General features: G+C 64.8%; 23 protein-coding genes. 6 read left to right on the top strand and 17 right to left on the bottom strand.

Annotated elements, in window-relative coordinates:
- Positions 1-5: 5 nt before the first annotated feature.
- The 8 genes from ASC78_RS16275 to ASC78_RS16240 form a co-directional block, all read right to left on the bottom strand.
- The gene (locus ASC78_RS16275) at positions 6-863 is read right to left on the bottom strand and encodes an alpha/beta hydrolase (RefSeq protein WP_055803450.1); all 858 of its coding nucleotides are present in this window, start codon (positions 861-863) and stop codon (positions 6-8) included.
- 38 nt (positions 864-901) lie between these two features.
- Positions 902-1,246: a DUF1161 domain-containing protein gene (locus ASC78_RS16270; protein WP_055803102.1), complete on the bottom strand. Its 345-nt coding sequence runs from the start codon at positions 1,244-1,246 to the stop codon at positions 902-904.
- A 118-nt stretch (positions 1,247-1,364) separates the two neighbouring features.
- Entirely contained in the window at positions 1,365-1,784 is a 420-nt protein-coding gene (locus ASC78_RS16265; protein ID WP_055803100.1) for a hypothetical protein, read from the bottom strand.
- Between the two features lie 130 nt (positions 1,785-1,914).
- Positions 1,915-3,150, bottom strand: coding sequence for a glutamate carboxypeptidase (locus ASC78_RS16260; RefSeq protein WP_055803448.1), 1,236 nt, complete (start codon positions 3,148-3,150; stop codon positions 1,915-1,917).
- Positions 3,151-3,305: 155 nt separating this feature from the next.
- Positions 3,306-3,512, bottom strand: coding sequence for a YbdD/YjiX family protein (locus ASC78_RS16255; RefSeq protein WP_055803098.1), 207 nt, complete (start codon positions 3,510-3,512; stop codon positions 3,306-3,308).
- A gap of 8 nt (positions 3,513-3,520) precedes the next feature.
- On the bottom strand, positions 3,521-5,587 hold the full coding sequence (locus ASC78_RS16250) for a carbon starvation CstA family protein (protein WP_055803096.1): 2,067 nt from the start codon (positions 5,585-5,587) through the stop codon (positions 3,521-3,523).
- Between the two features lie 154 nt (positions 5,588-5,741).
- A complete protein-coding gene (locus ASC78_RS16245; RefSeq protein WP_055803094.1) occupies positions 5,742-6,149 on the bottom strand; it encodes a hypothetical protein in 408 nt (135 codons plus the stop codon).
- Between the two features lie 131 nt (positions 6,150-6,280).
- Positions 6,281-6,799, bottom strand: a complete 519-nt coding sequence (locus ASC78_RS16240; protein WP_055803445.1) for a C40 family peptidase — start codon at positions 6,797-6,799, stop codon at positions 6,281-6,283.
- Positions 6,800-6,900: 101 nt separating this feature from the next.
- On the opposite strand from ASC78_RS16240, the gene ASC78_RS16235 reads away from it, so the two are divergent.
- The 4 genes from ASC78_RS16235 to ASC78_RS16220 all read left to right on the top strand — a co-directional run bounded on the left by ASC78_RS16235 (position 6,901) and on the right by ASC78_RS16220 (position 11,174).
- Positions 6,901-7,461 (top strand): hypothetical protein, encoded by a 561-nt coding sequence (locus ASC78_RS16235; protein ID WP_055803092.1) that lies wholly within the window; start codon positions 6,901-6,903, stop codon positions 7,459-7,461.
- Entirely contained in the window at positions 7,458-8,651 is a 1,194-nt protein-coding gene (locus ASC78_RS16230; protein WP_055803090.1) for a PrsW family intramembrane metalloprotease, read from the top strand. The genes ASC78_RS16235 and ASC78_RS16230 overlap by 4 nt, the downstream gene beginning before the upstream one ends.
- A 42-nt stretch (positions 8,652-8,693) precedes the next feature.
- Entirely contained in the window at positions 8,694-9,473 is a 780-nt protein-coding gene (locus tag ASC78_RS16225; RefSeq protein WP_055803088.1) for an extensin-like domain-containing protein, read from the top strand.
- A gap of 135 nt (positions 9,474-9,608) precedes the next feature.
- On the top strand, positions 9,609-11,174 hold the full coding sequence (locus tag ASC78_RS16220) for a serine hydrolase domain-containing protein (RefSeq protein ID WP_055803087.1): 1,566 nt from the start codon (positions 9,609-9,611) through the stop codon (positions 11,172-11,174).
- A gap of 22 nt (positions 11,175-11,196) precedes the next feature.
- Here ASC78_RS16220 and ASC78_RS16215 read toward each other — a convergent pair whose 3' ends face one another.
- Both ASC78_RS16215 and ASC78_RS16210 read right to left on the bottom strand, forming a co-directional pair.
- Positions 11,197-11,991, bottom strand: coding sequence for an SDR family NAD(P)-dependent oxidoreductase (locus ASC78_RS16215; RefSeq protein ID WP_055803085.1), 795 nt, complete (start codon positions 11,989-11,991; stop codon positions 11,197-11,199).
- 110 nt (positions 11,992-12,101) lie between these two features.
- Positions 12,102-12,725, bottom strand: a complete 624-nt coding sequence (locus ASC78_RS16210) for a DUF938 domain-containing protein (RefSeq protein ID WP_055803083.1) — start codon at positions 12,723-12,725, stop codon at positions 12,102-12,104.
- 299 nt (positions 12,726-13,024) lie between these two features.
- Here ASC78_RS16210 and ASC78_RS16205 point away from each other — a divergent pair, with 299 nt between their 5' ends.
- Both ASC78_RS16205 and ASC78_RS16200 read left to right on the top strand, forming a co-directional pair.
- Entirely contained in the window at positions 13,025-13,534 is a 510-nt protein-coding gene (locus tag ASC78_RS16205; RefSeq protein ID WP_055803081.1) for a DUF1993 domain-containing protein, read from the top strand.
- Positions 13,535-14,139: 605 nt separating this feature from the next.
- Complete coding sequence (locus ASC78_RS16200; RefSeq protein ID WP_055803079.1) at positions 14,140-16,455, top strand: AAA family ATPase; 2,316 nt, start codon at positions 14,140-14,142, stop codon at positions 16,453-16,455.
- Between the two features lie 213 nt (positions 16,456-16,668).
- Here the strand turns inward: ASC78_RS16200 and ASC78_RS16195 are convergent, their stop codons facing one another.
- From ASC78_RS16195 to ASC78_RS16165, 7 genes are all read right to left on the bottom strand, one after another.
- The gene (locus tag ASC78_RS16195) at positions 16,669-17,313 is read right to left on the bottom strand and encodes a response regulator transcription factor (RefSeq protein WP_055803077.1); all 645 of its coding nucleotides are present in this window, start codon (positions 17,311-17,313) and stop codon (positions 16,669-16,671) included.
- A gap of 4 nt (positions 17,314-17,317) precedes the next feature.
- Positions 17,318-18,682 (bottom strand): cache domain-containing protein, encoded by a 1,365-nt coding sequence (locus tag ASC78_RS16190; RefSeq protein WP_055803076.1) that lies wholly within the window; start codon positions 18,680-18,682, stop codon positions 17,318-17,320.
- A 57-nt stretch (positions 18,683-18,739) separates the two neighbouring features.
- Complete coding sequence (locus ASC78_RS16185) at positions 18,740-19,678, bottom strand: DedA family protein/thiosulfate sulfurtransferase GlpE (protein WP_055803074.1); 939 nt, start codon at positions 19,676-19,678, stop codon at positions 18,740-18,742.
- Between the two features lie 118 nt (positions 19,679-19,796).
- On the bottom strand, positions 19,797-21,176 hold the full coding sequence (locus tag ASC78_RS16180) for a heavy metal sensor histidine kinase (protein ID WP_055803072.1): 1,380 nt from the start codon (positions 21,174-21,176) through the stop codon (positions 19,797-19,799).
- Positions 21,173-21,886: a heavy metal response regulator transcription factor gene (locus tag ASC78_RS16175; RefSeq protein ID WP_055803070.1), complete on the bottom strand. Its 714-nt coding sequence runs from the start codon at positions 21,884-21,886 to the stop codon at positions 21,173-21,175. The genes ASC78_RS16180 and ASC78_RS16175 overlap by 4 nt, the downstream gene beginning before the upstream one ends.
- Positions 21,887-21,922: 36 nt before the next feature.
- On the bottom strand, positions 21,923-25,078 hold the full coding sequence (locus ASC78_RS16170; protein WP_055803068.1) for an efflux RND transporter permease subunit: 3,156 nt from the start codon (positions 25,076-25,078) through the stop codon (positions 21,923-21,925).
- Complete coding sequence (locus ASC78_RS16165; protein ID WP_055803066.1) at positions 25,075-26,283, bottom strand: efflux RND transporter periplasmic adaptor subunit; 1,209 nt, start codon at positions 26,281-26,283, stop codon at positions 25,075-25,077. Before ASC78_RS16165 ends, ASC78_RS16170 begins: the two co-directional genes overlap by 4 nt.
- Positions 26,284-26,286 lie beyond the last annotated feature (3 nt).

The following is a 26,286-nucleotide window of genomic DNA, read 5'->3' as shown; positions in this document are numbered from 1 at the left end:
CAGGCTCAGGCGGCCACAGGCTCCGCCGGTTCAGGCTCGGGTTCCGGAAGAATTGCGGTCAGCGCAAAGTCGACCAGGTGGAGCCAGGTCGCTTCCAGGCCCATGATGCTGTGGTGGTCGGAGGCAGGAATGGTCTGCACGTTGACCGGCGTCGGCCACGCCGCAATGAGCTTTTGCGAGCGCTCGGGCAGCACCACGTTGTCCTTCTCGGCCAGCAGCACCTGGGTCTTGGCGGCCACTTCCTTGCAGTGCGTGAGCGAGTCGAAACGATGCCGCAGCAGCAGCGACAGCGGAACCAGCGGAAAGCGCCGCTTCGCCACTTCGAGCATCGAGTCATAGGGCGTGACCAGTTGCAGGCTCGAGAAATGCTGCTGCGCCACCAGCTGGATGGCCACGCCCGTTCCCAGGCTGCGCCCGACGACGTGCAGGCGCGCCTTTGGAAAGGCCTTGCGCAGGTGGCTCGCAAACTGGATCGCGTCCGCAACCGAGGCAATCTCGGAAGGATGGCCCTGAGAATCGGCCATGCCCCGATAGTTGACCGCCGCAAAGCCGAAGCCTTCGGGCAGCCAGTGCAACGCCTGCGCAGTGGCGCGCACGTCCTCGCCGCGGCCGGCGAAATAGATGAACAGGTCTTGCAGCGCGTCTTCGCCCTGCGGGTGATACACGTAGCCGCGGACCATGCCGCCGGGCACTGTGTGCGAGTAGGTCGAAAAGTCATCGGACAGATGAACGACCGGAAGCTTTCTGACGTTGAAAAGGATGTGACCCTGGCGCGCAGCCAGGATGGTCCAGTACGCCGCGATGCCGCCAACGGCGGCGGCCGAGGCCGAGAGTGCAATGCGAAAGACTTTGCGGGACAAGATGAGCTCCGGAAAAAAAGGTGCGACGCCAGGACGGCGGCTTATTGCTTGCAGCTGCCGCCGACGGTCACCGTGCCGTCCTTGCATTCCGTCAGGATACGTTCACCCGCCGGCGCCGGCGCCGGTGCCGGTGCGGGGCGCACCGCGGCGCCGTCCGCCGGGGAAGCGCCTTCGCGCTGATAAACGATCTTCTTGCTGCCGAGATCGCAGCTGCCCACCACCTGGCCATTGGCCTGTGCATTGGCATCGATGGTGGTGACGCTGAAACGCGTCACGCCCGACGCCGCGATCTTCGATTCGATCTGGCTGCGCAGGGCTTCGCAGTTTTCAGCGCCGTGGGCGGCGCCGGCAAAAGCGAGCGCCATGGAAATCGACCAGAGTTTCATTGATGAGTCGGCTCATGCCGAAGATTGCGTAGACCAACAGTCTAGCCCCGCAATCACTGATGAGACGTCCTCGCGCACACCCTGGTAACCGCACGTGACCGCAGCTCGATTAGCGGGCTTACTCGCAGGCGTTTCTCCCGGCCGGGGAATGGCGCAGCCTGTTCAGGAAAGTGAGCTGGACCTTGGCCGTATCGCTGCCGTGCGACGCGGACCGCACCATCCACCGGCGGGCCTCACAGCGGTCGGCCTTGACCGCGGTGCCATACAGGGTGGGGCCGGCCAGCAGCACCATGCCCAGCATCTCCTGCGCCTCGGCGTTGTCCTCCAGAGCCGCCTGCCGGAGCTCTTCGAGCATGGCGCGGTAGTCGCGCGCCGCCTGCGCTTCCAATGCCAGTTGAAAGCGCTGCTCGGCATGCAGCACGACGTTCGCGTCGAGCGGCTGCGCCGCGGAGAGCGCCGCCGCGAAGCACAGCGCGCCCGCAAGAAAGATGCGCCAGCGCAGCGACCAGCTCGTGATCTGGTTCAGTTCGGATGCCATCGATGTTCTCCACCATTGAGTTGTGTGGAGGGCATCGTGGCAGCAAGCGCTTGCAAAAAGAAACTGGAATTCGCACAGCCAGGCTCAGGCGGCACCTGAGCCTGCGAGTGAGCCTGCGCCTGCCGAAGCGTCAGTTCGCGCTCAAGTCCATCAGCATGCGCGACAGTAGATAGAGTCGCGGCACGACGCTCTCGACCTCGGCGTATTCATCTGGCGTGTGGATGCCGCCACCCACGATGCCGAAGCCGTCGAGCACCGGCACGCCCACGCCCGCCACCAGGCTGGCGTCGGCCGCGCCGCCGCTGCTTTCGATGGTGAGCTTCTTGCCGATCTCGCCGTAGATGCCCTCGGCCATGGCGACCAGCTTGTCCGACGCAGGCGAGCGCGGCATCGGCGGCAGGCCGCGGATGAGGCGCACGCGCACTTCGGTGTCGGGAATCAGCTTGTTCTGCGAGATGCGGAGCAGGTCCTTTTCGACGCGATCGAGCTCTTCGGGCGTGGCGGCGCGCACGTCGCCCTTGGCGCTGGCGCTCGCGGGAATCACGTTGGTGGGGCCGTTGGCGGCGAGCACCGTGAAGTTCACAGTGGTCTTCTTTGCGGCATCCCCCGTCTTTGAAAGCTGCAGCACCTGGTGCGCCACTTCCATGGCGGCATTGCGGCCCGCGTCGGGCGCAACGCCCGCGTGCGAGGCCAGGCCCTTCACTTCGATGAGCGCCGTGGCCGAACCCTTGCGCTCCACCACGAGGCCGTCGGCGGGGCGGCCCGGCTCCAGGTTCAGCGCGACGTCGTGCTGCCTGGCCACGCGCTCGATGAGCGCGCTGGTACCGACCGAGCCCACCTCTTCGTTGGTGTCGATGAGGAAGGTGATCTGTCCATAGTCCTTGAAGCCGATCTTCTGCAGGATCTTCAGTGCCTGCAGCCCGGCAACCACGCCGCCCTTGTTGTCCATCACGCCGGGGCCGTAGGCACGCCCGTCCTTGATGTAGAACGGCTTGGCCGCGGCGGTGCCGTCCTTGAACACGGTGTCGATGTGGGCGAGGATCAGAATTTTCTTCTTGCCCTGGCCGGTGAGCGTGGCGACCACGTTGGTGCCGGGATGCGGCTCCGCGGGAAAGGTCTCGATGCGCGCACCGAGCTTGCGCAGCTCTTCAACGGCAATCCCGCGCACCTTGTCCAGGCCTTCGGTGCTGGCAGAGCCGGAGTCGATGTTGACCATGCGTTCCAGCAGTTTGAGCGCCTCGTCCTTCTGCTGCGTGGCCGCATCCAGCGCCGCCTGGTGCGGCTTTTGGGCCATGGCGTTGCCGGCCAAGAGTGCGCAGGCCAACACCATGCCGTGACAGGCAATGCGCAGCGGCGCGGGTTTCATGAAGAAGGGGTGGCGCTTGTGAAAGGTCATAGGTCCGTTCTGTTGTTCGTTCTTCGAGCTTGGGCGAAAGAAAGCCCGCTTCTCGCGGGCGATCGCAGGCTATCACCCGCGTTCCGCGCGGGTCAAGAGAACAAGCAACAAACGGGCCCTGCGCCCTAGCAGCACCGGCCCTTGCCGGCGCCGTAGCGCGCCTCGAGCCGCTCCCGAAAAAACGCCTCGTAGCTCATCGGCGGCTGGTCCGGGTGGGTGGCCGACATGTGGGTCAGGTAGGCGTCGTAGTCGGGCATGCCGACCATGAGCCGCAGCGACTGCTTGAGCGAGCGGGCGAAGTAGCGCCCGGCTTCCGGCATTGCGAGACCCATGGCTTCGTTCAGCGCGCCGCCGATATGGCGAGCGGTTCGAACGGCGTCTCTTGCGCGGTCGGGCGGTTGGCCGCGCGCGCCGCAAGGCACGCCTTCACGGCATACACCAGCACGCTCAGCACCACGAACATGAAGAGCGCGCAGAGTGCCGCGTCGAGCCGGTCGTTGAAGACGATGCGCGACATGGCTTCGGTCGTCTTGGCCGGCGCCACCAGCACGCCGTTGGCAAGGCCTTCGGTGTACTTTGCTGCATGCGAGAGGAAGCCGATCTTCGGGTCGGGCGAGAAGATTTTCTGCCAGCCCGCCGTGAGCGTACAGGCCAAAAGCCATGCTGCGGGCGCAATGGCCACCCAGGCGTAGCGCTCGCGCTTCATGCGGAACAGCACCACCACGCCGAGCAGCAGCGCCACCGCGGCCAGCATCTGGTTGGAGATGCCGAAGAGCGGCCACAACGTGTTGATGCCACCCAGCGGATCGACCACGCCCTGATAGAGAAAGTAGCCCCAGGCCGCCACGCAGAGCGCCGTGGCAGTCAGGTTGGCCGGCAGCGAATCGGTGCGCTTGAGCGCGGGCACGAAGCTGCCCAGCAGGTCTTGCAGCATGAAGCGGCCCGCACGGGTGCCGGCGTCCACGGCAGTGAGAATGAAGAGCGCCTCGAACAGAATCGCGAAGTGGTACCAGAAGGCCATCATGGCCTGTCCGCCGATCACCTGGTGAAGGATGTGGGCCATGCCCACCGCGAGCGTGGGCGCACCGCCCGCGCGCCCGAGGATGGTGCTTTCACCCACGTCCTTGGCGGTTTGCACCAGCATCTCGGGCGTGACCACGAAGCCCCAGCTCGAGATGGTTTGCGCGGCCTGCTGCGCGGTGCTGCCCACCAGTGCGGCGGGGCTGTTCATTGCAAAGTAGATGCCGGGCTCGATGCACGAGGCCGCCACCAGCGCCATGACCGCCACGAACGACTCGGCCAGCATGCCGCCGTAGCCGATGAAGCGCGCATGGCGCTCGTTGTCGAGCATCTTGGGCGTGGTGCCCGAGGAGATCAGCGCATGAAAGCCCGACACCGCGCCGCAGGCAATGGTGATGAACAGGAACGGGAACATGCTGCCCGCCCACACCGGCCCGCCGCCTTGCGCAAACTGCGTGAGCGCAGGCATTTGCAGCGTGGGCATGACGAACACGATGCCCAGGGCCAGCGCGATGATGGTGCCGATCTTCAGGAAGGTCGACAGGTAGTCGCGCGGCGCCAGCAGCAGCCACACAGGCAAGCTGGCGGCGATGAAGCCGTAGCCCACCAGCATCCACGTGAGCGCCTTGCCGTCGAAGGTGAAGAGCGGCGCCCACACGGGGTTCTGGCTCACGGCCTGGCCGCCGAAGATGGCGAGCATGAGCAGCACGAAGCCGATCAGCGACACCTCGCCGATGCGCCCCGGGCGAATGAAGCGCAGGTACACGCCCATGAACAGCGCCACCGGAATGGTGGCCGCCACCGTGAAGGTGCCCCACGGCGATTCGGCCAGCGCCTTCACCACGATCAACGCCAGCACCGCAAGGATGATGATCATGATCATGAAGGTGCCGAACAGCGCGATCATGCCGGGCACCGTGCCCATCTCCTGCTTGACGAGGTCGCCGAGCGAGCGGCCGTCGCGCCGCGTGGAGATGAAAAGGATGATGAAGTCTTGCACCGCGCCCGCGAACACAACGCCCGCCAGCACCCACAAGAGTCCGGGCAGGTAGCCCATCTGCGCAGCCAGCACCGGGCCCACCAGCGGGCCCGCACCTGCAATGGCCGCGAAGTGGTGGCCGAACAGCACGTTCTTGTCGGTGGGCACGTAGTCGAGCCCATCGTTGTGGCGGTGCGCCGGCGTCTTGCGGTTGCCGTCCAGCCCCAGCACCTTCTCGGCAATGAAAAGGCTGTAGTAGCGGTAGGCGATCAGGTAGGTGCAGATCGCGGCGGTCACCACCCAGAGGGCGTTGACGCTTTCACCACGCGTGAGCGCGACGGTGCCCAGCGCGAATGCGCCGACCACGGCCACGACAAGCCACACCAGGTGGCGGCGGATGCTGTGCATTGGGAATGTCTCCTCGGTATTGGAACCGGGAGTGTTCCCTGCCAGCCTCGAAGCCGCATCCGTCGGACCGCGCGGGCGCTATGCGTGGCAATTCTTAATGGAAAACCCTAGCGCCGGCCATGCGCCCGCGGCGCTCCTCATGCAGGCAGCGGCGTCAACGGACGGTCGACATCACCGTCGCGCGGCAGCGGGGCTGGTCGCGCGGGGCCAGCAGATTGCAGTTGTCCAGCGCGCGCTGCTGCATGTCGCTCAGCCTCGGCTGCTCGCCGCCCTGCGGGCCGTCCCACTGGCGGTAGGCCGGGGGCGGCGGAGGCTGTTCGGCCCAGCGTTCGCGGCGCTCGTAATCGCGGCGCTGCTCCCTTTCATAGGCGCGCTGCTCGCGGCGTTCATAGCGCTCCTCGCGGTCGCGCTGGACGCGCCACATGCAGGTGTTGAAGTCGACGCCGGAACGGCCGCTGGCGCAGTAGCGGCGGTCGTGCTCGTAGGTGTCGGGATCGCGCTGTGCAAAGGCCGGGAGCGCGGTGGCAAGGCCCAAGATGGCCAGTACGATGAGTTTTTTCATGGGGACCTCTCCGAGGTTCGGTGACATCGGCACAGCATGCCACACCGGTCAGGCGGCCCCAAGGCAGGCATCCCTGTAGACCAATGACTACGCCGATCCGTTAAGTTGGATTGACTGGCGTTTTCCGGGGCCTACAGCCGCCGCGCCTGCATGGGTTGGCGCGACCAGTAGACGCCGTCCAGCCGGTCGAGCCGCACCTCCCCGCCGGTCGATGGCGCGTGCACGAACTGCCCTGCCCCCACGTAGATGCCCGCGTGCGTGGGCGTGGACGCGCCAAAGAGCACCAAATCGCCCGAACGGATGTCCGACGCGGACACCGGCCGGCCGAACGCCGCCATGCGCGCCACGGTGCGCGGCGTGGCCTGGCCCGCGCTGTTCTTGTACACGTAGCCGATGAGCCCGCTGCAATCGAAGCCGCCCTCGGGCGTGTTGCCGCCATAGCGATATGGCGTGCCCACCAGGCCGAGGGCATGGATCGCAACGCTGTTCGATTCTTCGGACGTGAGCGGCGAACTGCTGTAGCCGGCCGATGGCGGCGGCGCCCGCGGGCTCGCGCAACCCAGCGCGAGGAGACAGGCGCCGATGGAAAGCAGACGGAGCAGCAGTGGCATGCGAGGACGTGGCGTGGGTACTGCGAGTGCGTCGGGCATGTGGTTGGCGGTCTTGTGGACGTGGCCGGACTCTAACGCGAGCAGCCTGTCCGGCCAAGGCATGGAGCCCGCGCAACAGATGGATATGGCACGATCAAAACATGCCCGAGCCCTCACGCCGAATCCCGTACCGCACCTGGCCAGGTGCGCTCGCTGTTCTGCTGGCCATTGCAAGCTACGTGGGCGGCCTCGTGTTCTGGGACAGGCACACGCCCGCCAACCGGCCGCTGCCCGCGGGCGAAATGATCGAGATCGGCCATGCGCGATTCGTTCCCGCCAGCGGGTGGGAGATGGACGTGTCCCGCTCGAAGGCGGGCCGGTCGCTGATGCTGTTCAAGGGCGGCCACAAGTTTCTGGTGACCACAGGCCCATGGGCGGGTGGTGCCGATGGACCGCTGGTGCGGCAGCAACGGCTCATGGAGCGCGGCCAGCGATTGCGCATCGACGGCGACCCATCGGACTTCGTCACGACCTGGGGCTTGCGGGGTAAGACCTTTGCCTACTATGGATCTAAGCTGGCGGGTCGGTTTTGGCAGGTGGTCGACCTTCAACGCCGGTCGCTGGTGCAGATCGACTTCTACGGCGCCACCGACGGACTGAACGAAGCAATGGCCGATGCGCGGAGCATGCTCGAATCGATGGACCTGGAGGCGCCGCTGTGAACCTTCTCCACGTCGCCAAGCAGCAGGACAAGGGCGATTGGCCGATTGGCACCGACTCGTTCTTTCAGCCGCATCGCGCAGCCTTCTGGGTGCTGGCAGCGTTGATCGTCAACGGCCTGTTCTACACGGTCAACATGTTCTCGATGGGATTCCGCGTGGTCCCCATCACCGCCTTGCTCGGCATCCTGGTGTGGGCCATCTACACGCTGGTTTTTCTTCTCGTTTTTCGCGCCTTGGACTTGCTCGAACAGCACCCGCCGGAGGCGTTTGCGCTGGCCTTTGCATGGGGTGGACTGGGCGCCGTGTACTTTGCCGCGCCCGCGAACATCGCCATTCAAAGCCTGTGCGCCAAGCTGGTGTCGCCGGATTTCGTCGCGGCCTGGGGACCGGCCATCGCGGGGCCCATTACCGAGGAGTTCTTGAAGCTTGCCGGCGTCGTGCTGCTGGTGCTGGTGGCGCGCAACCAGTTCCAGACTTATCTTTCAGTGCTGATCGTCGGTGCCATGACGGGACTGGGATTTCAGGTGGTCGAGAACCTCACGTACACCGTCAATGCATCGATGCGCTTTCCGCTCGAGAACCAGGTGTATCCGGTGCTCATCAACCTGCTGACGCGGGGGCTGCTGAGCGGCCTGTGGAGCCACGCTGCCTACACGACGATCGCCTCCTTTGGCGTTGCGTGGTTTGTGCTGCACCCCGAGCGGTCGATGGTGCTGAGGATCGCCTGCGCCCTGTTGTGCTTTGCGCTCGCGTGGGCCATGCACTTCATCTGGAACTCACCGTGGCTCGAAGACCTGTTCGATGGCGGGTATGGCGACATGGCAATCTTGCTCTTCATCAAGGGCATTCCCGCGATGGCGGCGGCCTGGCTCTTCTGGCGCGAAGCCGCCCGCGAGAACGGCGCATACCTTCATGCGCTTGCAGCCTACTTTGTGCCGGAGCGCGAGCTGATCCGCGACGATGAATGGCTGCGGCTGGGTTCGCCTCTGCTGCGTTACAACGTTCGCCGGCACATCGGCTGGACCTTCGGCCTGCGCGCCAGGCGGCTGAAGACGCAATTGCAGCGCGAGCAGCTGCGCCTGATCCGCAAGGCGATGACTTACGGACGCGGCGCGCAGACGCTGCGGCACGAAGTGGCGATACGGCGCATACGGGCCGAGCTGGATCCGCTGGTTGCGGTGCAGCTCTGACGCAACGAGCCGCCAAAAGGCACAACACGCGAGGTCTGCTGCATGGCGCCTCATGATGATGATTCGGTCAAGCCGATACCTTCGCGCCGCAAGCGCTGGTTCGCCGTGGCTGCTGCCGCGTGTTGTGCCGCGCTTGCCGCAAGCGTGTGGGCCGTCGCCACCGGGAGAGTCGAGATTCCGGAACGCTTCAATCCATGGGCGCCGCTCGACGTGGCGGCCGAGCCAGACTGGCTGACGGGCTTCAAGCTTTCGCGGACCCGACGCGACCCGGTGCGCTGCCTTTCCGCACTGGCGCAAACCGGCATGCAATACGACCTGCTGACCGATCGCGTCACCGGCCCGGGCTGCGGCTTTCGGAACGCCGTCAGGCTGCGCTCCGCCGGCGTGCGCCTGGGCAGCACGCCTTCGCTCAGCTGCCCGATGGCGCTGTCCTTCTTCATGTGGGAGCGCCACGCGCTGCAGCCCGCCGCCATGCAGCGCTTCGGCCAGCCGGTGGTGGCCATCGATCACGTCGGCAGCTATGCCTGCCGCAACGTAAACCGCGGTGAAGGGGCAGTGCCCGGCGCTTCGCGCAGCCGGCACGCGACCGCCGATGCACTGGACGTGGCCGGCCTGACGCTGGCCAGCGGCCGCCGCATCACGGTGCTGCAATCGTGGCCGCGCGACGCAGCCACGAGCGTGGACGACCCGGCCGCAATGCTCCTGCTCGATGCGCACCGTGGCGCGTGCCGCTTCTTCAATGGCGTGCTGGGCCCCAACTACAACGCCGCGCACAAGGACCACTTTCACCTGGAGACCGGCGGGTACGACATGTGCCTCTAACGATGTTCTGCTTTCCTTGCCCCCAAAGGAGAACCTTGGAGCTACACCGCGTGCGCTGCCGTTGAAAGAGCTAGGCGGCCGTGAGGTATTCACTCAGAATGCCGCCGGTGTTGACGCATGCCAGCAAGGACCTCAATGAAGTTCTCGATCAGCCGTTCAGTTTCCACGACCGCCGCGGCCCTGAGCATCGCGGCCGCCCTGACCTCTTGCGGTGGCGGCGGAGGTGGTGGCGGGGGAGTCGGCTTCGGCGTTCCATTGACGAACGCGCCGAACACCACCGCACAGTTGCCGGAACGCGATGCGCTCATTGCCCGCGCACGAGCGCTCGAAATCAACACGCCCTATGTGCCGCCCCCCGGCAACGTGCTGGAGCACAACACCTCCGGCTATGCCAAGACGATGTGCTCCGCCGTGTTCATCACCGGCATCGACCCCGACGTAGCCGCTGAAAGCCTCGGCTACTTCGTAGGACCATACGAGCAGCGCAAGAACGTGGGCAAGCCCGTGGTCGACCGCGTGAAGAAAGAAGTTCGCATCTCGATTCCCAATGGTCCGACGCTGGTGGCGCGGCATTTCGGCTCGCAAGGCTGCGTCACGCTGCCGGCCGGCAGGGACGATGTTTTCTTCACGCCCGTCGTGGTCAAGAGCACGCTGCCCGACCCCGCCACTCAACCCTGGCCGATGGGCGACGTGCTGCCGGTCGACCCGCCACCGGCCGAAGTCAACATGGCCAAGGTGAACGAGGCCGTAGACGCCGCGTTCGGCATTTCGGAGGCCTACACATCGGCCTTCGTGGTCACGCACAGGGGACGCATCGTGGCCGAGCGCTACATGAACGGCATCGGTGCAACGACGCCGCTCGAATCGTGGTCCATGGGCAAAAGCGTCGTCGCCACGATGATGGGAGTGCTCATCAAGCAAGGCGTGTACAAGCTCGACCAGCCGGCGCCGATTCCCGAGTGGCAAGCCGCTGGCGATGAGCGGCAGAAGATCAAGATCTCGGACATCTTGCAGATGTCGAGCGGACTGCGGATCAAGGCGCCGGACGATCCAGACTTCGATCCCAACGGCACCTACCCCGATCACATCTACTACTACACGGGCCGCATCAATGCGTTCAACTACGCCGCCACTCGCCCGCAGCAATGGCCTGCGGGCGCAGTGGGCCGCTACCGCAATACCGATCCGGTACTTGCAAACTACCTGGTTCGCCTCGCGGTAGAAAAGCGTGGAGAAGAGTACCTGTCGTTTCCGCAGCGCGCGCTCTTCGACAAGATCGGCATCCGCTCGATGGTGATCGAGACCGACCCCTACGGCAACTTTCTCACGCAGGGCTACGACTTCATGTCGGCGCGCGATTGGGCTCGCCTGGGCAACCTCTATCTGCAAGACGGCGTGTGGAACGGCGAGCGCCTTCTTCCCGAAGGCTTCGTCAATTTTGTGAGCAGCGTTGCACCGGCCTGGGCAGCGGACAAGCGCCCGATCTACGGCGGCTTCTTCTGGATCAACGGGATGGGCTCGCTGGCCATGCCGACATCGGCCTACTACATGCTCGGCGCGGGAGGCCAGTTTGTGCTGGTGATCCCGTCGCACGATCTCATCGTGGTGCGCATTGGGCATTCCAAGGGCGAGCGCTTCGCGACTTGGACGCTGAACCAGGCGCTTGCGCTGCTGACGGCCGCGGTGCCCCGCGTGCGCTGACAGACAGGCAGACAGGCAGGTATCAGGACGCGGGCGGGCCCTTGCGCAAGGTCGGCAAGCCCACGCCTGCGGCATCGAAGCCACCGTCCACAGCGAGCACCTGGCCGTTGATGAAGCTGGCTTCGTCGCTGCACAGAAAGCCCACCGCGTTGGCCATCTCTTCCGGCGTGCCGTAGCGGCCTTGCGGAATGGTGTCGTAGTAGTCGGAGCGGATCGCCACCGTGTGGACGAGCTTGGCCATCTCGGTTTCTACCGGCCCCGGTGCGATCACGTTGACGCGCACCCCGGTGTTGCCCAACTCGACCGCGTACTGCTTGGTCAAATGGATGAGCGCCGCCTTGCTGGTTCCGTAAGCGACGCGCAGCGTGCTCGCGCGCAAGCCCGAGATGGAAGCAACGTTGACCACCGCGCCCCGCCCGCGCTCCGCCATCAGTGTGCCGAACGCCTGCGTGCACAGAAACGCGCCGTCGAGGTTCGTACCCAGCACGGTGCGCCATTCTTCGAACGAGGTCTGCAGTACCGGCTTGAACACCGCCACGCCAGCGTTGTTGACCAGCGCATCGATATGCCCGAAGCGCGCGACCACGGCCGCCACGGCACTGCTTACCTGCGAGGGATTCGACACGTCGCAGTGCACGCCAAGCACCCGCTCCGGCTCAGCCAGATCGGCCACCGCCTGATCGAGTGTGGGAGCATCGATGTCGAGCAGCGCGATGCTGTAGCCGTGCGCGAGGAACCAGCGGCCGATGGCCAGGCCGATGCCGCGCGCGCCACCGGTGACGACGGCGACGCGGGAGGAGGTGGAGAGATCGGTCATGGATGGGAGTTTCGGCAATGGACGAAGTCAGATGCGAGCGATGGAGTCATTCTTCCAGACTGCCCACGAAAATGACACACACGGAACTACTGCCCGCCCACCAACGGACCTTAGAAGCCAAAGACCAACAGCAAGTTGTTCGCTGGCATCGCGTGCCGCTCGCGCAATGAGAGACCTTCTCGGCGCGCCTCTGCCGCCACGTCCTCCAGCCGGCGGATGCCCCAAGAGGAATTGCGGGCACGCAAGTCTTCATCGAACGCCAGGTTGCTCGGCGCCGGTGGGACTTCCTCTTCGAAGTAAGGCCCGTACGTGATCAGCAACCCGCCAGGAAGCAGATGCTGCGCGGCCCCTTGCATCAGCGCGGCGCATGTGGCCCAAGGCGCGATGTGCAGCATGTTGGCGCAGTAGATCGCGTCGAACTTCTTTCCTTCTTCGGCAAACGCGGCACCCTGCGACGGCCATTGAGGAGCCATCACGTCGAGCAAAAGCGGTGCGCGGAGATTGGGCAGCGCGGCTTCTGCGACTCGACTTGCAAGCGCGGGGAGCATGCGCGTATCTGCATCGGTGGGCTGCCATATCCATTGGGGCAATGCTGCTGCGAACCAAGCGGCGTGCTGGCCCGTGCCTGATGCGATCTCCAGTGCGGTGCCGCGCTCGCCGAGGATGCGGGTCAATGCATCGAGGATGGGCTGCTTGTTGCGGTCGGCGGCGGGACTTTGCGGAAGGTTGGGCATCGGGATGGACTTGGATGGTCAGTTTGGAGGGTATCAGGGGCCGGGCGGCGAGGCGCTTGTCGATCGCGACGATGTCTGCATTGCAGCGATCGCGGTCTGTCGTGCGTCTGCAATTGACGTTCGCTTCTTGCTAGTGAACTGCCCTTCAACGCGGCTGCTCCGACTACCAGCGGGAAGAAAAGCTGGTGACAAAAGCCGGGGCGATTCAGTTCGCCATGTGCTGTTAGCCTTACATGGTCGGCAGGGCCTCTGCCACGCCAACTCCGGCCATCGTGCCCAATTTTAGAAGTGAACTCACTATGACCAGCCCGCTGTACAACGCCTCCGTTCCCGTCATGCAGCAGATGCTGCGCGCCCTGTCCGACGTGCTCAAGAAGGCCGAAGACCACGCGACGCAAAAAAATATCGATCCAAATGCGCTGCTGCAGGCGCGGCTGTTCCCTGACATGTTTCCGCTGGTACGTCAGGTACAGATCGCCGCAGACTTCTCCAAGGGCATTGCCTCCCGCCTGGCTGGTGCCGAGGTGCCGTCCTGGCCCGACACTGAGGTCAGCTTCGCCGACCTGCAAGCGTTGATCGCCAAAGCTTTGGCCCATATCGGCTCCTTCAAGTCTGAGCAATTTGATTCAAGCGAGAGCCGCGAGATCGTATTGCGCCCCGGCACCCCCAAGGAAAAAAAGCTGACCGCAGGCGCATATCTTCTGCACTATGGACTGCCACAGTTTTTCTTCCATGTGACCACCACCTATGCCATCTTGCGCCACAACGGTATTGAGATCGGCAAGCGCGACTACATGGGTGCCTACTAACCCAAGACAGACAGGAGTTCAGCCACTCTGGCCACTGCCGCTCGATAGCAACTAGAGCCTCCGTCGCTGCGCGATTTCAGCTAACTGTGGATGGAAGTTTTATCTACCCTAATTTGCTTGGCGCCTGGTCAACGCTGACCAAATGTCTGCTGCGTTAGTCTGTGAATTACACAGTCGACCCGTTGCGAGCGTTCGACGCTGGTCTGCTGATGGCGGCTATGCAGCGGTTGCTGACGTTTGCCGGATGCAGCCTAGACTTTGGCCGTCGGGCCAGAACCGGCCGTTCGGTCGTAGCGCTCCGAAGCGCGTAAACGCTGCGCGCCATCTGGCAACAAGCGAGAGGGGCGTTGTCGGGCGGCCATGGGCGGCGCGCTTTACGGGGACGCCTCTGCAACAGTCGCTTCGTCGCCAACGGCGACGCGAGGCACCAGCCCCTTTGGGTGATTTCCGGGTCAAGATCGCGGAGGGAGCCGCCCCTCCCGCCCCCGGTCCGGCGCTCAGTGCGCTGCTGGCACGAGGACTATTGAAAGCGCGCTGAGTCATTGTGTCGCCTAGCCAGCACGTTCAGCAACATCGATACTTCAGTGCAAAAGAGGAAGAGGAACATGCTGGAAAAATTCATCTGCATCGACAACGTCGGTGTTCTTAAAAAAGGGGTACCTCAAGCGGTAGACCTGACCAAGCTTTCGCTTGTCTATGCCGACAATGCGCGTGGGAAATCTACCCTGTCCTCCTTGCTCCTGGCATGTGCAAACGGCACCGCGAAAGATGTTATCGATCGCAAAACTGTCGGTGCGACCATGCCTCAAAAGGTCATCCTCCGCTTCAGTCCGCTAGGCGTGGCCGCCTTCAACTCGGAGTTCGATGGGGCAAGCTGGAAAGGATCGAAGCCGAACCTGTATGTCTTCAACCAGGCTTTTGTCGAACGCAACGTATTTGCCAGCGCAGGCGTACTTCCGGACCAGCGAGAAGCACTGTTGACCCTGGCATTGGGCGATGCCGCCGTCACTGAGCGTGTCAAGTACGAGCAGCTTGCAAGTCAGCAAACGGACTGCGCAATCAAAGTGACAGCTGCAGAGACAGCTCTCACTGGGCTTCGTGGGAACTATCCAATCAACATCTACATGGGTATGCAGCCCATCGCAGACATCGACCAACAGCTTGAGGACGTTGACAGGCGGATCAGCGAAGCCAGGACCGCAGACCAGATCGCAAAACGCCAGGAGTTCAAGACGGTAAACGTGCCGCAGTTCGCGTTTGAAGACCTTACTGAAGTGATCGCCAGTTCGTTCGAGAGTACTTCGGCCGTAGCAGCAGAAATGGCAAAGGCCCACTTCGCGAAGCATGACGGTCAGCAGACCGAGCAATGGGTTGCCAACGGCCTTCGCCACAAACCTGAGGAGGAATGCCCCTTCTGCGGACAAGACACCAAAGAGCTGCCTTTGCTCAAGGCATATATGGAGTACTTCGACAATGCGTACTCGCATCACATGCAACAGGTTTCACGCCTGCGCTCACAGGTAGAGGAGCGCCTTTTGGTAGGGGAAATTCTTAGATGGAGAACCGGCCCTGAGTTCAACAAGGGGCTGCTTGATGTCTGGGCTGAAAGCCTGGGAATCAAGGATGTTCCCCATCTTGATTTAGAGAAGGCCGAGGCGATATTGATCGTAGCCAGAGCAAAGCTCGATTCCCTCATGGTGGCGAAAGTGGCCAGTCCGTTGACCGCTTTGGACACTGGGCTTTTCGCCGAGGTTCTCGCCGAGCTTGGTGCCGTTATAGCCATGGCGACCGACTACAACACAGCGATCACAGGGCTCAACGAACAGATCTATGCCCACAAGCAAAAGCACGCAAAGCCGGATGTCGATGCCTTGACCAGGGAGCGTACACGCTTGATGCTTCGTAAGACTCGCTACGACGCCAAGACCGTAGAACTGGTTGCTGCGGTCGAAGCAGCGCGATTGAGTTTCAAAAATGCAGAGGCCGCCAAGGACAAGGCTCGTGGGACTCTGGATCAACTCATGACCAAGACTTTGATCGAGTTTCAGCAGGCCATTAACGAATGGCTAACCAAGTTTTCAGCGCCATTCCAAGTAGATCAACTCGCGCCAACGTACAGGGGAGGTGGACTTCGGTCGGAGTACGTTCTAAAGGTTCGCGGCGCCACCGTGAACATTGGACCGGGCGCCCCGGGAGAACTGTCCTTTCACACGGCATTGAGCGAGGGCGACAAGCGGACATTGGCTTTTGCCTTTTTCCTTGCCAAACTGTTCGCCGACCCGAACAGAAGCAGTGCCGTTGTGGTGCTCGATGACGTCTTCACCAGTCTGGACAAGCACCGTAGAGCCAAAACGATCGACGCGGTTCTCAAGATGCTGCACGAATGTGCCCAGGTCATCCCGCTGGCGCATGACGCGCATTTCCTTCGCCACCTTAAGCGTTGGGCGGTCAGGAAGCAGCTTGCCGTTCCCGTCGAACTGACGCTGTTGCGTGACGCCCAAGACTACAGCTACCTTGGCAAATTTGACTTGGATGAATACTGCGCATCCGATTACTACAAGCACTATTTGATCGTCGAGAATTTCATCAACGCCGTGCCGGGGGCCAATCTGCTGGAGGTCGCGAAGGGATTGCGCCTTCTGGTTGAAGGGCACCTTCATCGCTGCTTTCCGGGCAAGTTCAGCGAAGGCGTGACGCTTGGGGTAATGCTTGATTCGATCAAGTCTGCGCTGGCTCCAAATCCGTTACTACGACTCCAGTCCCTCCATGGCGAACTCGTGCACTTCAACGACTACGCGGCTGTGTTCCACCACGACACTTCAGGAGGTTTCCCTCAGGTTGAAGTAACTGAAGCCGAGCTGCTTGGATATGCGAGAAGCGCGCTCGGATTCATCCAAGCCCGGGACTTCAAGGCGGCTTGAGCCAATTGGATCTGACCAAACCTTGAACCTGTCACCGTCACTTCGCGGCGTCGTTAACTTCCATGCCGCACTGAACGACCGCCTGGGCGGTGCGCCAGATGACCGCTGTTGGCGCTGATAGTGGTGCCCGTCCGCCCAGACGCGTCCAATGCCGGCAACCAGTCTCAAGCAGTCTCTGAAGAAACGCCTTCCCGGCGTTTTGGCAGCAGCAGCTCACCTCCCCCCAAACTCCCGCGCATGCTCCACCGCATACTTGATGAGTTCCGCCTGCCCCTCAATCCCCAACCGCCGCTTGATACTCTGCCGATGCGCCTCCACCGTGCGCACGCTCAAGCCCAGGTCCCGCGCAATCTGCTTGCTCGATTCGCCCCTGCCTAACGCAGTGAGTATTTCGCTCTCCCGCGGCGTGAGCAGCGGCCTTGGCGCCTGGTTGCGAAACAGTTTCTTCGACACAGCCGGGCTCAGGAATGTGCCGCCACCTGACACGGCTTCGATCGCGGCGACGATCTCGGCCGCTGGCGCATCTTTCAGCACGTACCCGCGCGCGCCCACCTGCAGGGCCTTCTGCACGTACTCGGGGTTGTCGTACATGCTGAGCATCACCACGTGCGGCGCGGGCTGGCGTTGCAGCACCAGCGCGGCAAGGTCGATGCCGTTCATTTCTTTCATGCCGACGTCCATCAGCAGCAAGTCGGGCTTGAGCGATTCGATCAAGGTCAGCGCCTCGGCTGCGCTGCCCGCTTCGCCGACGATCTCGAGGTTGGGCATGGCGCCGAGCCGCGCGCGCAGGCCATCGCGCACCAGCGGATGGTCGTCGACCAGAAAGAGGCGGATGGGGGCGGCGTCTTTATTCGTCATCTGGCTACTCAGGCTTTGCGCTGCGGGTCGGCACTTCGGCGACGATGGTGGTTCCGCCTTCGCCGGATGTCACGCGGAGGCGCCCGCCGATGGCCTCCATGCGCTCGCGCATGTTGCGCAGGCCAATGCCGCGGCGCGGGTCGAGCTGCATGGCGTCCACGTCAAAGCCGATGCCGTCGTCGCCAATCTCCAGCCGCACGCCTTCGTCGTCGAAAAAGCCCAGGTCGATGTGCACGCGGTGCGCCTTTGCATGCTTGCGCACGTTGGTGAGTGCCTCTTGCGTGACGCGGAAGAGCGCTGTCTTGGCTTCTTGCGAAAGTTCGTACGCTTCGCCCTCGATCATGATCGACGCGTCGATGGTGCCTTCTTCGGCAAACTCGTCGCCCAGGCGCTGGAGCGCGGCGGGCAGGCCGAGGGTGTCGAGCAGGGCCGGCCGCAGGCGGTGCGAGATGCGGCGCACCTCCAGCAGCGAATCGTTGAGCCGTTGCAGCGCCTTGGCCAGTGCGGGCGGTGCGGCCTGGCTTTCGCGGTCCAGCGCTTCCACAGCGGATTCGATGAGCAGCTTGGCCGACACCAGCGTTTGGCTGGTGCCGTCGTGCAGCTCGCGCGCAAGGTGGCCGCGCTCTTCTTCTTGCGACTGCACCACGCGGCGCGCAAGCAGCCGCAGCTTGGCTTCGGCCACGCGGTGCTCGCTGAGGTTGAGCAGCAGGCCGGTGGCGCTCACCACGCCCAGGCACAGCGCCGCAATGCCGGCAATCCATAGCAGCGTGGTGGTGACGTTGCTGCTCATCTGTCGGTCGAGCGCCTGCATGGTCGTTTCGATGTCGTCCAGGTAAAGGCCGGTGCCGACCATCCAGTTCCAGCGCGGCAGCGCCGTGACGTAGCCGAGCTTGGGCGCCATCTGCTCGCTGGAGGGCTTGCGCCATTCGTACTCGACGTAGCCGCCGCCTGCGCGCGCGCCGGCAATCAGGTCCTGGATCGTGAAGCGTCCGTGGGCGTCGCGCAGGTCCCAGAGGTTCTTGCCCACCAGGTCGGGCTGGCGCGAATGCATGAGCGAGCGGCCCTGCATGTCGTACACGAAGAAGTAGCCGTCATCGCCGTAGTCGAGCGCGGCCAGGCGGCGCAGGGCTTCGGTGCGGGTTTCGTCGTCGTCCAGGCCCGCGTCGTACAGCGGCCGCACGGTGCTCACGGCCAGGTCGACATAGCTGCGCAGTTCGCTGCGCCGCTGGTCCATGTAGCTTTTTTCGATGAGCGCACGCTCGCGCCGGGCCAGGTCATGCTCCTGGTGGCGCACCGCCAGGGCCACCAGCACCAGCGCAACCAGCAGCGGTGCCACAGCCAACGCGACGATCTTGGTGCGGAGGTTCATCGGGGGGCAAGACTACCACCGGGCGCGACCATGAGCCCGTCGCCAGACGGCCCTCACTCAATGCACGCTGGTGGGCCGGCCCGAAGCCACCCAGGCGTCTAGGCCGCCGGTCAGCGGCAGGGCCCGTCGCGCACCACGGGCCAGCAGCACGCGCGCAGCCTGGGCGGCCGATACTTCGTTGGGGCAGTTGCAATAAATGACCACGTCGCGCCCGCCGACGAGCGGCAGCTCGGGGTGCCGCTGCTGCAGCGCCTTGAGCGTGTACGGCAGCGCACCGGGAATGCGGCGCGGGTCGACCTGCACGCCCGCCTCGCCGCGCACGTCGATCACCAGCGGGGGCGTCTCACTGGCGAGCAGTTCATGCAGTTCTTCCACGGTGATGCGCGGCATGCCGGTGAGCCGCATGAACGCGCGGCGGCGCCAGTAGCGCACTGCCAGCGTCACGGCCAGCACCACCACCAGCGCCGCGGTGGCAATGCCGCCGGCCTGCGCCAGCATGGCCAGCACGTCCTGGATCTGGTTGCGAAACACCCAGCCCAGACCCAGGAAAATGCCGGTCCAGAGCAGCGCCGCGCCAATGTCGAAGACGATGAAGCGCCACACCGGCATGCCCAGCGCGCCGGCCATGGGCGGTGCCACCACCGACACGCCCGGCACAAACTTGGCCGCCACCAGCGAGAGCCCGCCCCAGCGGCCGATGAGCGATTCGCCGCGCCGCACGCAGGAGTCGGGCGACAGCGAGATGCGGCACAGAAGGCGCATGAAGCGGTAGCCGAAGCGGCGGCCGGCATAGAACCAGGCGCCGTCGCCCAGCAGGTTGGCCAGCACGGCCGCCAGCACCACGCCCGCCACCGAGACGTTGCCAGCCGCCAGCAGCGCGCCCGACACCACCAGCACGGCGGCCGCGGGCACCGGCAATCCGAGGCGCGCGGCAAAGCTCGCCGCGAAGACGATCGCGATCGCGTTCTGCACCAGCAGCGACATCAGCTGTGCCATGGCCGCCGTTCGATCGATGCGCGGAACAATGGAGGGACGGGAGCGGGGTTCATGCGAACCTTGATTGTCCGGCACGGCTCAAGAACGTACTGGGCGCAGGCCATTGAAAACGCCTGTTTCAGCCCACCCGCGAGACGCTGAAACCGAAGGTATTCACCCCACCCTCGCTCGATGCGCTGACCTGCCCGCCATGCATGCTCGCCACCGCCTTCACGATGGCCAGGCCCAGGCCGTGGCCACGGTGCTCGCCGCCATCGTTGCGGGCCGCGTCGACGCGGTAGAAGCGGTCAAACAGGTGCTGCAGGTGCTGCCCGCCGATGGGGGCGCCGGGGTTGGACACGGCGATCCAGGTGGCGGCCGGCTCTTCCCGCAGGCTGACGGTGATCTGCGCCCCGGGCGGCGAATGTTCGATGGCGTTCTGCAGCAGGTTCGACATGGCGCGGCGGAACAGCGCGCTCTCCAGACGCGCCTCGGCCTGCACATCGCCTGCAATGCCAACCTGCGCGCGGCTCTCGTCGAGCACGAACTCGAAGAAATCGATGGTCTTGCGCACTTCCTGCGCCACGGGCGCCAGCACCAGCCCGGTCGCCACTTCGCCGCGGTCGGCCCGCGCGAGAAAGAGCATGTCGTTGACGATGGAGCGCAGCCGCTCCAGGTCTTCGAGGTTGGCCTGCAGAACCTCTTCGAAATCACCCGCGCTGCGCTGGCGCGACAAGGCGACTTGCGTGCTCCCGATGAGGTTGGCCAGCGGCGTGCGCAACTCGTGGGCAACGTCGGCGTTGAAGGATTCGAGCTGCCTGTACGCCTCTTCGAGCCGGCTGAGCGCGCCGTTGAAAGCCTCGGCGAGCGCCGAGAGTTCGACCGGCAATGGCGTCGTCTGCAAACGCTGAGACAGGGTCTTGGGCCGCAGTGCCTGCGCCTCCTTCGACAACCGCTCAAGAGGCTGGAGCCCGAGCCGTGCGATCCAGTAGCCCGCGAGCGCCACCACCAGAACGGCGCCGAGGCCGAGCGCCACCAGCGCGGTCAGAAAGGCCTGGCGGGTGTGCATGTAGGGGGCCGAGTCGCTCCCGACGATCAGCCGCACGTCCGGCCGGTCTTCCAGCGGCCCGATGTGGACCGACAAAGTGCGCAGCGGCTGCGCGCGGCCCGGCAGGATGATGCTGCCGCGGCCGTCGGGGTCGTGAGTCATGCGCTCGATCTCGGCCAGCCCCTTGCCGTACTGGAAGCGCGGGTCGTCGCTCAGCACCCAGAAGCGCACGCTGCCGTCCTCGGGTGTGAGGGTGTCCATCTTGGCCCGCACGCGCGCCCAGCGGTCGACGGTGCCGACGTGCTCGATGGAGTACTGCATGTTCTTGAGCCCGATCCGGAGCTCGTCGTACTGGTGGCGCTCCAGTTCGCGGGCGAGCACGCCGTGCAGCGCAGCGCCAATGAGCGCGAAGGTGGCGAGCGCCGCCACCGCGAACATTGCCACCAGCCTCACGGTGATGGAGCGCTTCACAGGGCGCCGCCCTCCCCCTGGGCTTCGCTCTCGCTCCCGGTGTCGCGCAACTCCATCACGTAGCCCATGCCGCGAATGGTGTGCAGCAGCTTCGGGCTGAAGGGCGCATCGATCTTGTCGCGCAGCCGCTTGATGGCCACCTCGACGACGTTGGTGTTGCTGTCGAAGTTCATGTCCCACACCAGCTCGGCGATGGCGGTCTTCGAGAGGATCTCGCCCTGCCGCCGCCCCAGCACCGCAAGCAGCGCAAACTCCTTGGCCGTGAGGTCGATGCGCGTGCCGCCGCGGGAGGCCTTGCGCGCGAGCAGGTCGATCTGCAGGTTGGCGATGCGCAGTTGCACCGGCTCTTGCTTGCGGCCGCGGCGGTTGAGCGCCTGCAGGCGGGCCAGCAGTTCGAGAAACGAGAAGGGCTTGACCAGGTAATCGTCCGCGCCTTCGTGCAGGCCCTTGATGCGGTCTTCGACGCGGTCGCGCGCGGTGAGCATGATCACGGGCGTCTGCTTCACGGCGCGCAGTGCGCGCAGCACAGCAAAGCCATCTTGCCCCGGCAACATGACGTCGAGCACGATCACGTCGTACTCGTGGGTGAGCGCGAGGTGCTGGCCGTCGATGCCGTTGTTCGCCATGTCGACCGCGCAGCCCTGCTCGGTCAACCCCTTGGAGAGATAGTCCGCGGTTCTCGGTTCGTCTTCGACAATCAGGATCTTCATGGGCGTTGCGATTCCGTCGCTGCGTTCAACCAGTGCTCATCCGTGGGCTTCGGCCACCACCGGCGCCTTGCCGGCCTTGCGGGCTTCCTTTCGGCGCAGGTACCAGAAGTGGGCGCGGTCGAGATAGAGATAGACCACCGGCGTGGTGAACAGCGTGAGCGCCTGCGAGAGTATCAGCCCGCCGACCATCGCGTAGCCCAGCGGCCGGCGCAACTCGGAGCCCGAGCCATGGCCCAGCATCAGCGGCAGGCCGGAGAGCAGCGCGCACATGGTGGTCATCATGATCGGGCGGAAGCGCAAGAGACACGCCTGGTAGATCGCCTCCTGCGGCGCCATGCCCTGCTCGCGCTCGGCCTTGAGCGCGAAGTCGATCATCATGATGCCGTTCTTCTTCACGATGCCGATGAGAAGAATGATGCCGATCAACGCGATCACGCTGAGGTCGTAGCCACCCGCCATCAATATCAGCAGCGCCCCCACGCCAGCCGAAGGCAGCGTCGAGAGAATCGTGAGCGGATGGATGTAGCTCTCGTACAGCAGGCCCAGCACGATGTACACCGCCACCAGCGCCGCAGCGATCAGGTAGGGTTGCGAGGCCAGTGAATCCTGGAAGGCCTGCGCCGTGCCCTGGAACGAACCGCTCAGCGATTGCGGCAGGCCCATGTCGGCCTGCGCCTTGTCGATGGCGTTGACCGCCTCGCCCAGCGCATGGCCCGGCGCAAGGTTGAACGAGAGGGTCACCGCCGGAAACTGGCCCTGGTGGCTGATCGACAGATACGCCGTCTTGCTGGTGTCGACCTTCACGAAGGTGGAGAGTGGCACCTGCTGGCCGGTGAGCGGCGACGTCAGATACAGCTTGCTGAAGAGCGCCGGATCTTGCTGCAGCGCGGGCGTCACCTCGAGCACCACGTGATAGCTGTTGAGTTGGGTGAAGTACTGCGCCACCTGGCGCTGTCCGATGGCGTCGTAGAGCGTGGCGTCGATGGTTGCGGCCGAGATTCCGAAGCTCGATGCGCGGTCGCGGTCGATGGTGAGCACGGCCGAGGCGGCGGCGTTCTGCTGGTCGGAGGCCAGGTCCGTTATCTCGGGAATTTGCCTGAAGCGCGCCAGCAGCTTCGGCGCCCAGGTGTTGAGCTCGTCGAGGTTGGCGTCGGTCACCGTGTACTGGTATTGCGTGCGCGAAGCCCGGCCGCCCACGCGGATGTCCTGCGCTGCCTGCAGGAACAGGTTGACGCCCTGCACCTTGGCAAGCTGTGGACGCAACCGCGCAATGATCTCGTCGGCGCTGGCGATGCGGCCTTCGTCCTTGGGCTTGAGGTTGATGTAGAAGTTGCCGGTGTTGAAAGTCGACGAGCTGCCGCTCATGCCGAAGGCCGACACGTCGGGGTCCTTGCGCACCACGTCGGCCAGCTCCAGCATGCGCGAGTTCATCGAGGCAAAGGATGCGTCTTGCGCCGACTCGGCAAAGCCCGCGATAAAGCCCGTGTCCTGCTGCGGGAAGAAACCCTTGGGAATGACCGCGAACAGCACGCCGGTGGCGGCCACGGTGGCGATGAACACGCACAACGTGATGAACTGGTGGTCGAGCACCACATGCAGCCCGCGCTTGTAGCCGCTCAGCATCGCGTCGAAGCCACGCTCGAACAGCAGGTAGAGCCGGCCGTGCTTGCGCGCATGCTCGTTCTTCAGGAACCGCGAGCACAGCATTGGCGTGAGGGTGAGCGAGATGACGACCGACACCACGATGGTCAGCGTGACCGTCACCGCAAACTCGCGGAACAGCCGCCCCACGATGCCGCCCATGAGCAGCAGCGGAATGAAAACCGCAATGAGCGACACCGAGATCGAGATGATGGTGAAGCCGATTTCGCCCGCGCCCTTGTACGCGGCCTCGATGGGCGACATGCCCTCCTCCAGGTAGCGGTAGATGTTCTCCAGCATCACGATGGCGTCGTCCACCACGAAGCCGACCGCAATGGTGAGCGCCATGAGCGAGAGGTTGTCCAGGCTGTAGCCCAGCAGGTACATCACCGCGACGGTGCCCAGCAGCGCGAGCGGCACCGTGACGCTCGGGATGAGCGTGGCCGGCACGTTGCGCAAGAAAACGAAGATCACGGCCACCACGAGCGCGATGGTCAAGAGCAGCGTGAACTCCACATCGAGCACCGAGGCGCGGATGGTCTGCGTGCGGTCAACCAGCGCGTTGACTTCCACCGTCGGCGGAATGGATGCCTTCAGGCGCGGCAGCGCCGCGTTGATGCGGTCCACCGTCTCGATCACATTCGCACCCGGCTGCTTGGTGATGGCGAGCACGATGGAGCGGCCGTTCTGGATGGTGTTGCCCTCGGGTGCCGCTGCGCCCGCATAGGCCCAGCCGGCGATCTTGGCGTTCTCCGGGCCATCGACCGCCACGCCCAGGTCGCGCACGCGGATCGGGGCACCGTTGCGGTAGGCGAGGATCACGTCGTTCCACGGCTCTGCCTTCAACAGCTGGTCGTTCGTGTACACGGTGAAGCTCTGGTTCGGGCCGTCGATGGTGCCCTTGGGTGCATTCACCGTGGCCGACGAGAGCACGGTGCGCACGTCTTCCAGGCTCAGGCCCAGCGCGGCGAGCTTGGCCGGGTCGAGCTGCACGCGCACTGCGGGCTTCTGTGCACCGCCGATGTTGACCAGGCCCACACCCGCGATCTGCGAGATCTGCTGCGCGAGGATGTTGTCGGCGTAGTCGTTCACCTCGGTGAGCGGCAGCGTCTTCGACTGCACCGAGAGAATCAGAATGGGCGAATCCGCAGGGTTGACCTTGCGGAAGGTTGGCGGGCTCGGCAGGTTGGCGGGCAGCTGGCCGGTGGAGGCGTTGATGGCGGCCTGCACGTCGAGCGCGGCGGCGTCGATGTTGCGGTCGAGGTCGAACTGCAGCGTGATCTGCGTGGAGCCGAGGCCGCTGGTCGAGGTCATCTGCGAAAGGCCCGCGATCAGCGAGAACTGCCGTTCCAGTGGCTGCGCCACGTTGGACGCCATGGTCTCCGGGCTTGCGCCCGGCAGGTTGGCCGACACCTGGATCGTCGGAAAGTCGACCTGCGGCAGCGGCGCCACCGGCAGCAGCGGAAACACCGCCGCACCGACCAGCAGGATGGCCAGGGCGAGCAGCGTGGTGCCGATGGGGCGTTTGATGAAGGCGGCGGAAATGCTCAATTGCCGCTCCCGCTCGCGACCCGGGCTGCGTTGCTGATCTTGCTCGCGGCGACAGGCGGCGGCTCGACCACGGTGGCGCCGGCGCGCAGCTTGTACTGGCCGTCGACCACCACGCGCTGGCCAGCTGCCAAGCCCTTGTCGATCACGGCCACGTCGTCGGCGATTTGCAGCACGTGCACGGGCACATTGCTGGCCTTGTCCTCTGCATCGACCACCCAGGCGTAGGTGCCGTCTTGTCCGCGCTGCACGGCGGCGGCGGGCACGGTGAGTGCATCCTGCTTGCGATCGAGCTGCAGCCGCACGTTCACGTACTGGCCAGGCCACAGCGTGTGCTGCGGGTTGGCGAAGCTGCCCTTGAGCTGCACGGTGCCGTTGGCAGTGTCGATCTGGTTGTTCAGCAGAATCAGCTTGCCGGTGCCGAGCATCTCGTTGCCGCTGCGGTCGTAGGCGACCACCGAGAGCGGCTGGTTGCTTTGCTGCTGCACGCGGTTGATGTCCTGCACCGCATCTTCGGGCAGCGTGAACTGCACGGCGATGGGGTCGATCTGGTTGATGACGACCAGGCCGCTGGTGTCGGCCGCGTGAACGATGTTGCCGGGATCGACCAACCGTGCGCCGACACGGCCGTTCATCGGGGAGGCGATGCGCGTGAAGCTGAGCTGCACCTCGGCGTACTGCACCTGCGCGGCGTCCGTCTGCACGGTGGCTTCGAGCTGGTCGACCAGCGCCTTCTGCGTGTCGACCTGCTGCTGGGTGGCGGCGTCCTGCGCAATAAGTGTGGTGTATCGCTTCAGGTCGGCGCGGGCGTTGGCGAGCTGCGCCGCGTCCTTGGCCCGGGTGGCCTGCGCCTGCGCGAGTTGCGCCTGCAGCGTGCGCGGGTCGAGCTGGGCGAGCAATTGGCCGGCTTTCACGTCCTGCCCTTCGACGAAGCCGACCTTGTCGAGTTGCCCGTCGATGCGCGCCTTGACCGTGACCGTGGCCATCGAGGCGACGGTGCCGATGCCCGAGCGGTAGACCTGCACGGTCTGCGGCATGACGCGCGCGATGGTCGCCTGCACCGGCGGCGTCTTGGGCGCCTCGGGTTTGGCGCCGAAGGCCTTGTTGTGATCGAGCGCTAAGGCGCTGCCGCCCAGAACGATCGCTAACGCTGCAGCCGGGACCCAGGTCGCGCGGCGCTGGAGAAGAGGTGGGGTTGTCGTCGTCATGGC

The sequence above is a fragment of the Variovorax sp. Root318D1 genome (genome assembly GCF_001424835.1).
Taxonomy (GTDB): domain Bacteria; phylum Pseudomonadota; class Gammaproteobacteria; order Burkholderiales; family Burkholderiaceae_C; genus Variovorax.
The sequence above is the reverse complement of the archived record's forward strand: the minus strand, read 5'-3'. Positions and strand labels throughout refer to the sequence as shown.

Bases quoted from the DNA above. Each gene is read 5' to 3' on its own strand.
- ASC78_RS16270 (WP_055803102.1), bottom strand. From the start codon at position 1,246: ATGAAACTCTGGTCGATTTCCATGGCGCTCGCTTTTGCCGGCGCCGCC.
- ASC78_RS16265 (WP_055803100.1), bottom strand. From the start codon at position 1,784: ATGGCATCCGAACTGAACCAGATCACGAGCTGGTCGCTGCGCTGGCGC.
- ASC78_RS16260 (WP_055803448.1), bottom strand. From the start codon at position 3,150: ATGAAACCCGCGCCGCTGCGCATTGCCTGTCACGGCATGGTGTTGGCC.
- ASC78_RS16255 (WP_055803098.1), bottom strand. From the start codon at position 3,512: ATGGGTCTCGCAATGCCGGAAGCCGGGCGCTACTTCGCCCGCTCGCTC.
- ASC78_RS16250 (WP_055803096.1), bottom strand. From the start codon at position 5,587: ATGCACAGCATCCGCCGCCACCTGGTGTGGCTTGTCGTGGCCGTGGTC.
- ASC78_RS16245 (WP_055803094.1), bottom strand. From the start codon at position 6,149: ATGAAAAAACTCATCGTACTGGCCATCTTGGGCCTTGCCACCGCGCTC.
- ASC78_RS16240 (WP_055803445.1), bottom strand. From the start codon at position 6,799: ATGCCCGACGCACTCGCAGTACCCACGCCACGTCCTCGCATGCCACTG.
- ASC78_RS16235 (WP_055803092.1), top strand. From the start codon at position 6,901: ATGCCCGAGCCCTCACGCCGAATCCCGTACCGCACCTGGCCAGGTGCG.
- ASC78_RS16225 (WP_055803088.1), top strand. From the start codon at position 8,694: ATGGCGCCTCATGATGATGATTCGGTCAAGCCGATACCTTCGCGCCGC.
- ASC78_RS16220 (WP_055803087.1), top strand. From the start codon at position 9,609: ATGAAGTTCTCGATCAGCCGTTCAGTTTCCACGACCGCCGCGGCCCTG.
- ASC78_RS16215 (WP_055803085.1), bottom strand. From the start codon at position 11,991: ATGACCGATCTCTCCACCTCCTCCCGCGTCGCCGTCGTCACCGGTGGC.
- ASC78_RS16210 (WP_055803083.1), bottom strand. From the start codon at position 12,725: ATGCCCAACCTTCCGCAAAGTCCCGCCGCCGACCGCAACAAGCAGCCC.
- ASC78_RS16205 (WP_055803081.1), top strand. From the start codon at position 13,025: ATGACCAGCCCGCTGTACAACGCCTCCGTTCCCGTCATGCAGCAGATG.
- ASC78_RS16200 (WP_055803079.1), top strand. From the start codon at position 14,140: ATGCTGGAAAAATTCATCTGCATCGACAACGTCGGTGTTCTTAAAAAA.
- ASC78_RS16195 (WP_055803077.1), bottom strand. From the start codon at position 17,313: ATGACGAATAAAGACGCCGCCCCCATCCGCCTCTTTCTGGTCGACGAC.
- ASC78_RS16190 (WP_055803076.1), bottom strand. From the start codon at position 18,682: ATGAACCTCCGCACCAAGATCGTCGCGTTGGCTGTGGCACCGCTGCTG.
- ASC78_RS16185 (WP_055803074.1), bottom strand. From the start codon at position 19,678: ATGGCACAGCTGATGTCGCTGCTGGTGCAGAACGCGATCGCGATCGTC.
- ASC78_RS16175 (WP_055803070.1), bottom strand. From the start codon at position 21,886: ATGAAGATCCTGATTGTCGAAGACGAACCGAGAACCGCGGACTATCTC.
- ASC78_RS16165 (WP_055803066.1), bottom strand. From the start codon at position 26,283: ATGACGACGACAACCCCACCTCTTCTCCAGCGCCGCGCGACCTGGGTC.